General features: G+C 31.3%; 14 protein-coding genes. 6 read left to right on the plus strand and 8 right to left on the minus strand.

All coding sequences use genetic code 11. The annotated features are described in order from the left end of the window. Positions 1 to 77 precede the first annotated feature (77 nt). The 3 genes from H0I32_RS14180 to dnaA form a co-directional block, all read right to left on the minus strand. Entirely contained in the window at positions 78 to 794 is a 717-nt protein-coding gene (locus H0I32_RS14180) for an SAM-dependent methyltransferase (protein WP_179314367.1), read from the minus strand. 107 nt (positions 795 to 901) lie between these two features. After that, the gene (locus H0I32_RS14185; protein WP_179314366.1) at positions 902 to 1,360 is read right to left on the minus strand and encodes a low molecular weight protein-tyrosine-phosphatase; all 459 of its coding nucleotides are present in this window, start codon (positions 1,358 to 1,360) and stop codon (positions 902 to 904) included. A 12-nt stretch (positions 1,361 to 1,372) separates the two neighbouring features. Next, entirely contained in the window at positions 1,373 to 2,800 is a 1,428-nt protein-coding gene (gene dnaA, locus H0I32_RS14190) for a chromosomal replication initiator protein DnaA (RefSeq protein ID WP_173588499.1), read from the minus strand. 196 nt (positions 2,801 to 2,996) lie between these two features. Between dnaA and H0I32_RS14195 the strand changes: the two genes are divergently transcribed. Continuing rightward, positions 2,997 to 3,404, plus strand: a complete 408-nt coding sequence (locus H0I32_RS14195; RefSeq protein ID WP_179314365.1) for an acyl-CoA thioesterase — start codon at positions 2,997 to 2,999, stop codon at positions 3,402 to 3,404. On the opposite strand, the gene H0I32_RS14200 is transcribed toward H0I32_RS14195, so the two are convergent. The 5 genes from H0I32_RS14200 to H0I32_RS14220 all read right to left on the minus strand — a co-directional run bounded on the left by H0I32_RS14200 (position 3,399) and on the right by H0I32_RS14220 (position 7,061). Further along, positions 3,399 to 4,007: an IMPACT family protein gene (locus H0I32_RS14200; RefSeq protein ID WP_394366315.1), complete on the minus strand. Its 609-nt coding sequence runs from the start codon at positions 4,005 to 4,007 to the stop codon at positions 3,399 to 3,401. The genes H0I32_RS14195 and H0I32_RS14200 overlap by 6 nt on opposite strands. Beyond that, the gene (locus tag H0I32_RS14205) at positions 4,004 to 4,855 is read right to left on the minus strand and encodes an EamA family transporter (RefSeq protein ID WP_179314363.1); all 852 of its coding nucleotides are present in this window, start codon (positions 4,853 to 4,855) and stop codon (positions 4,004 to 4,006) included. The genes H0I32_RS14200 and H0I32_RS14205 overlap by 4 nt, the downstream gene beginning before the upstream one ends. Continuing rightward, positions 4,852 to 5,469, minus strand: coding sequence for an HAD family hydrolase (locus tag H0I32_RS14210; protein ID WP_179314362.1), 618 nt, complete (start codon positions 5,467 to 5,469; stop codon positions 4,852 to 4,854). The genes H0I32_RS14205 and H0I32_RS14210 overlap by 4 nt, the downstream gene beginning before the upstream one ends. A gap of 84 nt (positions 5,470 to 5,553) precedes the next feature. Beyond that, the gene (ribD, locus tag H0I32_RS14215; protein WP_179314361.1) at positions 5,554 to 6,600 is read right to left on the minus strand and encodes a bifunctional diaminohydroxyphosphoribosylaminopyrimidine deaminase/5-amino-6-(5-phosphoribosylamino)uracil reductase RibD; all 1,047 of its coding nucleotides are present in this window, start codon (positions 6,598 to 6,600) and stop codon (positions 5,554 to 5,556) included. A gap of 2 nt (positions 6,601 to 6,602) precedes the next feature. Further along, positions 6,603 to 7,061, minus strand: coding sequence for an LEA type 2 family protein (locus tag H0I32_RS14220; protein WP_179314360.1), 459 nt, complete (start codon positions 7,059 to 7,061; stop codon positions 6,603 to 6,605). A 61-nt stretch (positions 7,062 to 7,122) separates the two neighbouring features. Between H0I32_RS14220 and H0I32_RS14225 the strand changes: the two genes are divergently transcribed. From H0I32_RS14225 to H0I32_RS14245, 5 genes are all read left to right on the plus strand, one after another. Next, complete coding sequence (locus tag H0I32_RS14225; protein WP_179314359.1) at positions 7,123 to 7,614, plus strand: GNAT family N-acetyltransferase; 492 nt, start codon at positions 7,123 to 7,125, stop codon at positions 7,612 to 7,614. Between the two features lie 2 nt (positions 7,615 to 7,616). Further along, entirely contained in the window at positions 7,617 to 8,489 is an 873-nt protein-coding gene (gene prmC / locus H0I32_RS14230) for a peptide chain release factor N(5)-glutamine methyltransferase (RefSeq protein WP_256928774.1), read from the plus strand. A gap of 1 nt (position 8,490) precedes the next feature. After that, positions 8,491 to 9,072, plus strand: a complete 582-nt coding sequence (locus H0I32_RS14235) for a TIGR00730 family Rossman fold protein (protein ID WP_173588508.1) — start codon at positions 8,491 to 8,493, stop codon at positions 9,070 to 9,072. Positions 9,073 to 9,129: 57 nt separating this feature from the next. Further along, positions 9,130 to 11,124: an NAD-dependent DNA ligase LigA gene (ligA, locus tag H0I32_RS14240; protein WP_173588509.1), complete on the plus strand. Its 1,995-nt coding sequence runs from the start codon at positions 9,130 to 9,132 to the stop codon at positions 11,122 to 11,124. A gap of 140 nt (positions 11,125 to 11,264) precedes the next feature. After that, positions 11,265 to 11,966 (plus strand): hypothetical protein, encoded by a 702-nt coding sequence (locus tag H0I32_RS14245; RefSeq protein ID WP_179314357.1) that lies wholly within the window; start codon positions 11,265 to 11,267, stop codon positions 11,964 to 11,966. The last annotated feature ends 94 nt before the right edge of the window (positions 11,967 to 12,060 follow it).

Consider the following 12,060-nt stretch of genomic DNA (forward strand, 5'->3'; position numbering starts at 1 on the left):
ATCATTTATAAAAAAAAAGCTCTAAATTTCAATAATTAATTTAAAATTTAGAGCTTTTTTTTATGTGTAAATATTAGTTAATCCTTATGGATGATAAATATTGAAGGTCTTTTATGAAAATCTTCTTTATTGTTTTTCCATTCCTTTGCAATCTTTGTTTTAATATATTCGGTAGGCAAAGTTAGATCACATGCTACACAAATTCTAGTGTTAGGATGAAGAATACTAACAAGATCTTCAAGCATCTTCATATTTCTATATGGTGTTTCAATAAAAATTTGAGACTGATTATGTTCAGCAGATATACGTTCTAGGGTTTTTAATTTTGATTTGCGTTCACTTTTATCAATAGGTAAATAACCATTAAATGTAAAACTTTGTCCATTCATACCAGAGCCCATTAAAGCTAATAAAATAGAAGATGGTCCAACAAGTGGTACAACTCTAATATCCATTTGGTGTGCTAAATTAGCAATGTCTGCGCCAGGATCTGCAATAGCAGGGCAACCAGCTTCAGAAACTAACCCGATAGAAATTCCTTCTAAACATGGGTTTAAAAATGTATTTCGTTCTTCTACTGTAGTATATTTATTTAAAACCTGAAGTTTTAAACTAGGTTGTGATTTATTAGGTGATATACGTTTTATAAACCGGCGAGCTGTTTTTTCATTTTCAACAATGTAATAATCGAGTTCTTCAACTATTTTTTTTATTGAAATTGGTAATACCTCAAGCGGCGGATTATCACCTAATCTTGTAGGTATAAGATATAATTTACCTTTGTTAGTGCTCATGTATAAGAAACTTTTATATTAATAGAGTTTAGGTCTATTAAATTATATGATTATAAATTGCTTTGGTACTAATTTACGAAAATGATGTTTTAAAAGTATTTATGATGTTAATCTTGGTTTAATTGTTTGGCCAAGATATCACAAGTTTCATTAATAAGATTATACACATATTCAAAATCACTATGATCTCCATAATAAGGATCAGGCATGTTTTTATTTTGAATTGAAGTATTGATATCTAAAAATAACTTCACTTTTTTAGTGTCATTTGCATTTCGAGATAAACTGATAATGTCAGAGTAATTTGATTGATCCATGACATAGATATAATCAAAAGTATCAAAATCTGAAACACTAAATTTCCGTGCACTTTGAGTACTAATATCTAAGCCGTTATTTTTAGCAACAGCAATAGAACGTTTATCAGGAGAATTACCTATATGATAAGCGGCTGTTCCGGCAGAATCTACATAAAAATGATCTTCAGTGAGTTTAGATTGCATTACTCCATGAGCTAATGGCGATCGGCAAATATTACCCAAGCACACCATTAAAATACGTATCATAATAAAGAGGAATTAAAGCGCTAATTTTTTAGATAAATCTTCAACGTATTTTCTAAATTGTTTATCTGTTGAAGATAAATTATCGACAGTTTTACAAGCATGCAATACAGTAGCGTGATCACGTTGTCCTATTTGAGAACCAATACTAGCTAAAGATGCTTTTGTATATTTTTTCGCAAAAAACATCGCTAGTTGACGGGCTTGTACAATATGACGTTTACGAGTTTTAGATTGTAGTGTGTTTACATCCATTTGAAAATAATCAGAGACTACTTTCTGTATGTAATCAATCGAAACTTCTCGTTTTGTGTTTTTAACAAACTTCTCTACAATTTCTCTTGCTAAGCTTATTGTAATTTCTTTTTTGTTAAATGATGATTGTGCAATTAATGAAATAATAGCACCTTCTAGCTCTCTAACATTACTTTTAATATGTTTTGCAACATACTCTATAATATCTTCAGGCATTTCAACACCATCTCTATAAAGCTTGTTCTTTAAAATAGAAACTCTAGTTTCAAAATCCGGAGTTTGTAATTCTGCAGAAAGTCCCCATTTAAAACGTGATAATAAACGTTGTTCAATGTCTTGCATGTCTACAGGAGCTTTGTCACTTGTTAAAATAACTTGCTTTCCGTTTTGGTGTAAGTGATTAAATATATGAAAGAAAACATCTTGTGTACCTGTTTTACCAGATAAGAATTGAACGTCATCTATAATAAGTACATCTATAATTTGATAGAAGTGAATAAAATCATTTCTATTATTTTTCTTAACAGAGTCTATATATTGTTGCGTGAATTTTTCAGCAGAAATATATAAAACTGTTTTTTCAGGATATTTATCTTTAATATCAACACCAATAGCATGTGCTAAGTGTGTTTTACCTAAACCAACACCACCAAATATTAATAGTGGGTTAAAAGAAGTTCCCCCTGGTTTATTTGCTACAGCAATACCTGCATTTCTAGCCAACCTATTAGAATCTCCTTCTAAGAAGTTTTCAAAACTATAACTTGGGTTAAGTTGCGATTCTATCTTAACATTTCTAATTCCAGGAATTATAAATGGATTTCTAAGTTCTGGACTTTTGTTATTAAAAGGAACATCAACATCTTGAGATTTTAATGCAGATCGGTTAGAACTTGGAATCTTTTCTGTAAATGGCTGTTTGTTACCATAGGTGTTTTCCATTCTGATTACGTACACCAATTTAGCACCTTCACCTAATTCTTTACTTAGAGATACTTTTAATATTTTAACATAGTGCTCCTCTAACCATTCGTAGAAAAACTTACTAGGTACTTGTATACTTAATGCATTACCCGAAAGTTTTACCGCATCTATAGGTTCAAACCAAGTTTTATAGGCCTGTGGTTGTATATTATCTTTTATAAAAGCGAGACAATTACTCCATACAGATTGCGCGGTGATATCCATTCGTTAACTTAAATTTTATTGATAGTTAGATTAGCAAAAAAAAAGAGAAGTGAATTCTCTTGTAGTTTTTAACAGCACAAATATGTGAACAAAATTCTTAAAAAAAAAATATAATTTTAATGAATATTTGGATTTTTTTTCCCATGTTTAATACTTTTTAAATTTACAAAATTATTACCAAATAAATGTATATACTATGGATTATAATGAAACTAAATTAAGAGTTCGCTATGGGGAAACTGATCAGATGGGAGTTGTGTACCATGCTAATTACGCAGCGTACTTTGAAGTAGGAAGAACCGAGTGGTTACGGGAGTTTGGGCTTAATTATAGTGATATGGAAGCAGATGGAGTAATGCTTCCTGTTGTTTCTCTATCTGTAAATTATAAAAATTCAGCGCGTTATGATGATGTAATTACAGTGAAAACTACACTTAAAAAAATGCCAACTGCGTCTATTGAATTTGAGTACGAATTACGTAACCAATCTGACGTTTTGCTAGCGACAGGAAATACCGTTTTGGCATTTATTAACAAGGAAAGGAATAGACCTACAAGATGTCCAAAATATATTTTAGACCAACTACAAAATTACTCGTTATAATTCTTTGATGTCAACACCGAAAAATTGTGAAAAGAGATCAGATATTTTTGAACTGTGGTTTTTTCTGACAGATATTTCTAACAAACAATCGAGTTCCAATTTTTGATTTGTAATTTCTACGTCATTTTCTTTCAAAATGCGCATCACTTTACTCATATTTTTATATTCAAATTGAAGTTGGAATTCTTTGTTTATTGTTCGTTCAACAATTTTTGAAGCTTCAAGCGCTAATTGTGCACCTGTTCTGTAAGCGTTAATTAATCCGCCAACACCAAGTTTTACGCCGCCGTAATAACGTACAACTATAATTAAAATGTTAGTAACTTCAAAAGATTGAATTTGACCATAAATTGGCATTCCTGCAGAATTATTTGGTTCCCCGTCGTCATTAGCTCTATACTGTATCGTTTCTGTTCCAATTTGATAGGCGTAACACCAATGTCTGGCTGCATAATGTTCTTTTTTAACGGCTTCTAAATGTTGCTTTATTTGTTCTTCATTGGTAACAGGAAAAGCAAAGCCGTAGAACTTACTGTTTTTGTCTTTAAATAATTCGCCTTGAGCAGGCTTTGTAATTGTTTTATAAATATCGTCTTCCATTATGCTAAAGTGACTAATAAGATTGCAATTAAGGCTAAAATAATACCAATCCAGTTTTTCTTAGAGATGTTTTCTTTAAAGAATATTAAACCGATTAATGTAGAGAGTGCTAAAATTGCAATATGATTTATTGTAAATAAAGTAGAGCTTTCTGTGTTTTCAACACGTAAGGCCATTAATAAAAAATGTATAGATCCATAATTAACGATACCTAAAGCGAAGCCAAAAGGAATGCATTTTAATTTAAAAATGCTTTTGTTTTTTAAAGCTTTAAAAATTAAAAGCGATACGCCAATTACAGCTGCCATTGCAAATATTGTTGCTGAGAATAAAGGAATGTTATCATCTGGTGCAAAATAATTGATAGAAGTATCTATTGTGCCAGAACCTAAAAATAAAATGATAGGTAAGTAAATAGATTGTTTTAGAATACCATTTTCTTTCTGTTTTATTGAAGTAAGATATACGGCAACTAAAGCTAATATAATTCCTAAGATTTTTTGAATGCCTATACTTTCTTTGAAAACTAAAATACCAAATACAATAGGAATAATAACACTCATTTTACTAGAAACGGAGGCTACTGAAAGGCCATTTTTCTGAGCCGTTAGTGCCATAACGTTAAATATCGCTATAAATAGAAATCCTAACATTATAGCGGCTACAAACCAATTAGATTGAACTATTTCGGTAGGGTTAATGTTGTCTTCGTATAAAAAGAATCCACAAAAGAAGGCAACAAAATAATTGATAACAATAACTTGTAAGGTGTCAATGTTAAATTTCTTCAATAGTTTAAATACCACAAAAATTGCAGTAGAAGATAAAATACTAATGAGTAAGTATATCAAAAAAGCTCTTTTTTAGTTTCAAAAAGTGTAATAATGTCTTCTTTGGTTTCGTCTATATTCCAAGTATGAAAACCCATTGCTGCAGCAGTGTCTGTATTATCTTTAGTATCGTCAATAAAGAGGCATTCGTTAGCTATAAGATTATTTTCTTTTAACACAAATTCGAAAATATCAGTATTTGGCTTTCTAAAATGAATTTCTTGCGATAAATAAAAGACATCAAAGCAAGCTTTAAATTCCTGAAAGAATGGTGTTGTAGATTTTACAGAATCAATATGTAAATCATTGGTGTTGCTTAACAGTATAAGCGTGTACTTTTTTTGTTCTGCTAAATTTTGAATAAATTCTAATCTGTATTTCGGAAAATCTTTCAAGATAGAATTCCAAACGTCAATGAGTTGTGTTTCTTCTATATTTGAAAATTTACTTTTATAAAAATCAACAAATTCTGAGGTCGAAATTTTTCCAACTTCATAAAGTTCATTGGTTGCATTCATTTCTGCATCTAACGCTTCAATTTGAAATAAATCTAAAGCATTTTGCATAGCGCCTTGCTTATCTAAATTGATAAATACATCGCCAAAATCGAAAATTAGTGTTTTAATTTTACTCATTTATTCTTGGTTGCACTTAGTAGAGTCTAAATGCTTTTTTTGTTATTGTAATCTATTAATTTTATTTAAATACCTGTTAGGTTTTTAAAACCTGTTAGGTCTTATTGTTTTTAGCTTATCCTCTAAAATATCAGTTTCAGAAATTAATTGTCCTTTTAGTTCAGGTGCTTTTGTGCCTTCATTAAATTGAGAATGACCAACAAAAATTCGTGCTTCGTCCCAAAGCTCTTCATCAATAAAGGTTTGTAATGTTTTTGCACCACCTTCAATAATTATAGAATTGATGTTTTTATGATGTAAAACGTCACAGATTTGTTTCGCTATTGCGTCTTTTAAGTCCCAATTTATAAATTCTATTTTCTTGCTTTGAGATTTGTTCTTCTCTGAATTTATTACAATCGTTTCGGCCTCATCATTAAAAATACTAGCATCTGTATTGAGTTTTAAATCCTTATCTAAAACCACTCTAATCGGATTTTTGCCTGTCCAATCTCTAACGGTTAAACTCGGATTATCTTCTAAAACCGTATTCGTTCCAACTAAAATAGCTTGTTCTTCGGCTCGCCATTTGTGCACAAGCTGACGCGAATAAGGATTAGTAATCCAAACTGGTTTTTGCTCGTCTCTAGTTTTTGGTGCAATAAAACCATCTTTGGTTTCCGCCCATTTTAATATAATATAAGGACGCTTTTTATTATGAAAGGTAAAAAAGCGTTTGTGATGTTCCTTACATTCTGTTTCTAAAACACCAACAGTAACATTACAACCTGAAGCTTTTAATTTTGCTATTCCCTTTCCTGCAACTTCCGGATTATCATCGATACAGCCAATAACCACATTCGGAATTTTATGAGATACAATTAAATCACTGCAAGGAGGTGTTTTTCCAAAATGACTACAAGGTTCTAAAGTGACATAAATGGTGCTTTTTGCTAAAAGCGACTTGTCTTTTACGGCGTTAATTGCGTTAACTTCAGCGTGGTTTCCACCGTATTCACAGGTAAAACCTTCGCTAATTATAGTGTTATTATACACAATGACAGCGCCAACCATTGGGTTGGGTCTTGTGCTTCCTAATCCGTTTTTTGCAATTTGTAAACAGCGATTTATGTATGTTTCGTGAGTAGTCAATTTTAGAATTTTATTTTTACATCCTGGATTTCATTAACGGTATAGGTTGAAGAATATCCCATAATCTTATATTTTATAGCGCCTTTGTAATGTAATTTTAAACTCTGGGTTAGTAAACTACCTAAAAGGCTTCCTAGGTTTTTATCACTAGTAAGGCTTGCTGTCGCTACTTTAACCGTTAGCGGAATGGTAAAATTTTTCCTTCTAGGAACATCAAATTCATCCGAAATTACAGAAGCCAGTTCTAAATCATTAAGGTATACTTTGAGGTCGTCGGTTTTTAAAGTACCGCCAACATCATTTTTATTTAGAAATAATGCTTCAGCTCTAATCGTGATGTTTTTAGAATTAGAATCTATAACTTCAATATTCTCTAACCTAACAAATTCAGGCTTTTTGGTAAAAGAACAGTTAAATAGGAGTGTAAAAATTAAGGAAAACATTAAGAGTCTTTTTGACATAAAATTCTTTTTATATGTATCTTCATGCCGAAAATAATTCAGCCTTAAAAATCAAAATTTAGTGCGTAAAGATACTATTGTTATTCGAGAAATTGAAGCCAAGGATAATCCTAAAATTGCAAAAGCGGTAAGGAGTGTTTTAATAGAAATGGGTGTTCCTAAAGTGGGCACGGCTTATGAAGATTCTGCATTAGATTGTATGACAGAAACCTATGAAGAGGCAAAGAAAGCTTATTTTGTAGTAGAAGATGAAGATGAAATTATTGGAGGTGCTGGAATTTCGCCTTTAGATAATTACGATGGTAATATATGCGAATTACAAAAAATGTATTTTATGCCAGAAGCTAGAGGAAAAGGTTTAGGTAGTGAAATGATGGCTAAATGTCTCAATTTTGCTAAGCAATCTGGTTTTGATCAATGTTATTTAGAAACGATGCCTTACATGGATGACGCTAGAAAACTTTATGAAAAAGTAGGTTTTAAATCTATTGAAAAACCAATGGGGAATACCGGACATTATTCATGCACCGTTTGGATGCTAAAAGATTTGTAGTTGTGAGATTATTAGACCTTAAAAATAAATTTCATTCAGAATTAGATGCTATTTACGGAAAGAACGAAGTGGGAAGCTTTTTCTATTTGTGTTCTGAACATTATTTGAATATTCTTAGAATTCAATTGACTTTAGAGCCTGAACTTAAGATTGAAAATTCTAAAACAAAACTTTTTATTAAAGCAATAAAGCATTTAAAAGCACAAAAACCGATTCAATATTTATTAGGGGAAACAGAGTTTTTTGGTTTGACTTTTAAAGTGAATAAAAATGTTCTTATTCCACGACCAGAAACCGAAGAATTAGTAGATTTAATTATTAAATCTCATGCAAAGGAAAGTGAGGCTGCTAAAATTAAGATTTTAGATATCGGAACTGGTTCTGGTTGTATTGCAATTTCTTTGGCTAAAAAATTACCTAATGCTCAAGTTTATGCGTTAGATGTGAGTCGTGAGGCTCTAAATATGGCAAAGCAAAATGCGGAACTCAACAAAGTGAATATTACATTTGTAGAAGCTAGCATTCTAGATTATAATTCTATATCTCAATTTGAAGGCGAATCTTATTTCGATGTTATTGTGTCTAATCCGCCTTATGTAAGAGAATTAGAAAAAGAAGAAATTCTGCCTAACGTTTTAGAAAACGAACCTCATTTAGCTTTGTTTGTAGAAGACCATAATCCTTTGTTATTTTACAAAGCCATTACTAACTTCGCAATTCAAAAATTAAAACCAAAGGGTGTTCTTTATTTTGAAATTAATCAATATCTCGGAGAAGAGACGAAAGCTTTGTTAGAAGAAAAGCATTTTGAAGATGTAGCGTTATTGAAAGATTTAAATGGAAATGATAGAATGCTTAAAGGAAGAAAATTATAATATGAAAAGTATAGCCGTTTTTTGTGGAAGTAGTGAAGGTAACGATCCTGAAATCTTAAATGAAGCCTACCAATTAGGAGAAACTTTAGCGCATAAAAATATTACTTTAGTTTATGGTGCTGCTAAAATTGGCCTTATGGGAAAAGTAGCAGAAGGCGTTTTAAAGCATAATGGAAATGTTATCGGAATTATTCCAAACTTCCTAAAAACAAAAGAAATTGTACATACAAAACTTTCTGAATTAATTGTTACGGATAATATGCACGACCGTAAAGTGATTATGTATGAAAAGAGTGAAGGTTTTATTATAATTCCTGGAGGTTTTGGAACCATGGACGAGTTTTTTGAAATCACCACTTGGGGACAACTCGGGTTACACACCAAACCTATCGGTATTTTAAATACCAATGGTTATTACGACGCTTTAATTGAGCAAAGTAAAATGATGGTAAAGCGTGGTTTCTTATCTCAAGAAAATTTAGAAGCCGTTGTTGTAGATAGCACTATTGAAGGTTTATTAGAAAAAATGAATAATTACAAACCATTGCCAGCACCAAAATGGTTAAATAAGGAAGGGCTTTAAATTCTGGCGTAAGCAGAAATTAACCTTTTTAATATTAATAGCACACATCCCTAAAGAATGAATACACAAGAGAAAATAAATACACTTCGCGAAGAATTACGTCAGCATAACTATAATTATTACATTTTAGATGATGCAACGATCAGTGATTACGATTTTGATATTAAATTAAAAGAACTTCAGGCTTTAGAAGAAGCGCATCCAGAGTTTTTTGATGCTAATTCACCAAGTCAACGTGTAGGTGGTTCTGTGACCAAGAATTTTAAAACAACGGTTCACGATTCTAGAATGTATTCTTTAGATAATTCATATTCTAAAGAAGATTTATTAGACTGGGAAGCCCGCGTTAAAAAAATGGTTGATGGTGATGTTGGTTATACTTGTGAATTAAAATACGATGGAGCTTCCATAAGTTTAACTTATGAAAACGGAAAATTATTAAGAGCGGTAACACGTGGTGATGGTGTGCAAGGCGATGAAGTTACAGCGAACATTAAAACGATAAATACGGTGCCTTTGCAATTAAAAGGCGAATTTCCGGAGCGTTTTGATATTAGAGGTGAAATTGTTTTACCTATTGAAGGCTTCTTAAAAATGAATGAAGAACGTGTTGAAAATGAAGAAGAACCTTATAAGAATCCTAGAAATACAGCTTCAGGAAGTTTAAAACTACAAGATAGTGCAGAAGTTGCTAAACGCCCTTTAGAATGTTTATTATACAGTATTATTGGTAATAACCTGAATTTAGAATCGCAATTTGATGGCTTAGAAAAGGCGAGATCTTGGGGATTTAAAGTGCCACAAGAAGCTAAATTAGTACATTCAATTGATGAAGTTTTAGAATACATTAGTTATTGGGACGAGCATCGATTCAATTTACCATTTGAAATTGATGGCGTTGTGGTAAAAGTAAATAATTTGCACCAACAAGATGAATTAGGGTTTACCTCTAAAGCACCACGTTGGGCTATGGCTTATAAGTTTAAAGCCGAACAGGTTTCTACTTTATTAAACGAAATTACATACCAAGTAGGGCGTACAGGAGCAATTACGCCTGTAGCAAATTTAGAACCCGTGCAATTGGCTGGGACTATTGTTAAGCGCGCTTCGCTTCATAATGCAGACCAAATAGAGAAATTAGATATAAGAATAGGAGATACTGTATTTGTAGAAAAAGGCGGTGAAATTATTCCAAAGATTATTGCGGTAGATTTAACGCAACGTCCAGAAAACTCTGTGCCTACAGAATACATTAAGCATTGCCCTGAATGTGATACTGAACTCGTAAGATTAGCAGGAGAAGCAAAACATTATTGTCCTAATTATAATGGCTGTCCAACTCAAGTTGCAGGAAGAATTCAGCATTATATCTCTAGAAAAGCGATGGATATTGATGGGTTAGGAGGTGAGACTGTGATTTTATTAGTTAAAGAAGGTCTTATAAATAACTATTCTGATTTATACGAGTTAACGGTAGAGAAAGTGATTCCATTAGAGCGTATGGCACAGAAAAGTGCCATTAATTTAGTAAATGGTATTGAGGCTTCGAAGCAAATTCCGTTTGAGCGTGTGCTTTTTGCTTTAGGGATTCGTTATGTAGGAGAAACAGTGGCTAAAAAACTAGCTAAGCATTATAAATCTATTGATGCTTTAATGTTTGCTTCTATATTAGATTTAGTGACAGTAGATGAAATAGGAGAACGTATTGCGCAAAGTGTTGTTGCGTTTTTTAGTTCTGAAGAAAACAAACAGATTATTGAACGATTAAGAAGTTTTGGTGTGCAATTAGAAATATCAGCAGATAAATTAGCCAACCAAACAGAAAAACTAAAAGGACAAACATTTGTAGTATCAGGAGTATTTGAAACAATTTCTAGAAATGAGCTTAAAAAGCTAATAGAAGATAATGGCGGCAAAGTGTCTTCGTCTATTTCATCTAAAACAAGCTTTTTAATTGCAGGAGATAAAATGGGGCCGAGTAAACGTACAAAAGCAGAGAGTTTGGGTATCAGTATTTTAACAGAAGAGGCGTTTTTAGCTGATTTCAAGTAAATTCTTACGTTAATACAAATATTTTATCGATTAAATACGTTAATATGCGTTAATGTGTTAAAAATATTTATATTTGTTGTTGTAATTAAGGGGTTAATTAAATGTTAGTACATAGAATTTTAAAAATAATTATATTGCTCTTGGGGTCTGTATATATACTTCTTCAAAGCTTAGCTTTAGAAGTAGAGGGAGATGCTGTAGGAACATTAGCATTTATTTTGCTCACATATCTTTATTTGGGCTGGACAGAGAATAAGTCAAAACTATTCTCATCATTTTTATTACTGTTTACATCTGCACATATTATAAGTTTTATAATTTGGTTTATGCCAATGGTTGAAGACGGAGAGCCAGATTATCTCTATTATGTAGCTAATATGCTTTGTATATTGTCTTATACTTTACTTATCATAAAGATGTTTATTCACTTTAATTTGAAAGCAGTTTTGTCTCAATTGACTGTTCCTATAGTAATTTTAGTGATTCTAGATATTTTTTGTGTGACGTTAATTTCAAGTACTACAGAAGGTGCTTTTACTTATTATGAATATATACTTGAGTATTTTTATAATGCAGTTATAATGATGCTTTTATCAATTGCATTGATTAATTATATGTATCGAAATAATAATAAATCTATGCTTTTTTTAATAGGAGCTATATTTATGGTCTTTTCAGAAATAATTCAGTTAGCCTATTTTTATATTTTAGATATTAATATTTTAGGTTTCGTTTATTCTACATTTCTAGTAGTCGCATTTTCGTTTTTCTACATTCAATCACAACATCCTGTTACTGATCCGATTACAGAATATAGTGATGAAGACTTGGATGTTTTATAGAAATAAAACACATACTATACTTACTAAATTATTGATTTTGTGCTTTATGGCTTAATCAATATGTTTTCAGCCTTTATAAATAAAGTTTTTGTAA

It is taken from the genome of Winogradskyella sp. HaHa_3_26, assembly GCF_019278425.1.
Classification (GTDB): domain Bacteria; phylum Bacteroidota; class Bacteroidia; order Flavobacteriales; family Flavobacteriaceae; genus Winogradskyella; species Winogradskyella undariae.

What these genes read in the sequence shown, in the direction of transcription:
- H0I32_RS14180 (WP_179314367.1), bottom strand. Translation starts at nt 794, where the DNA reads ATGAGCACTAACAAAGGTAAATTATATCTTATACCTACAAGATTAGGT.
- H0I32_RS14185 (WP_179314366.1), bottom strand. Translation starts at nt 1,360, where the DNA reads ATGATACGTATTTTAATGGTGTGCTTGGGTAATATTTGCCGATCGCCA.
- dnaA (WP_173588499.1), bottom strand. Translation starts at nt 2,800, where the DNA reads ATGGATATCACCGCGCAATCTGTATGGAGTAATTGTCTCGCTTTTATA.
- H0I32_RS14195 (WP_179314365.1), top strand. Translation starts at nt 2,997, where the DNA reads ATGGATTATAATGAAACTAAATTAAGAGTTCGCTATGGGGAAACTGAT.
- H0I32_RS14210 (WP_179314362.1), bottom strand. Translation starts at nt 5,469, where the DNA reads ATGAGTAAAATTAAAACACTAATTTTCGATTTTGGCGATGTATTTATC.
- H0I32_RS14220 (WP_179314360.1), bottom strand. Translation starts at nt 7,061, where the DNA reads ATGTCAAAAAGACTCTTAATGTTTTCCTTAATTTTTACACTCCTATTT.
- H0I32_RS14235 (WP_173588508.1), top strand. Translation starts at nt 8,491, where the DNA reads ATGAAAAGTATAGCCGTTTTTTGTGGAAGTAGTGAAGGTAACGATCCT.
- ligA (WP_173588509.1), top strand. Translation starts at nt 9,130, where the DNA reads ATGAATACACAAGAGAAAATAAATACACTTCGCGAAGAATTACGTCAG.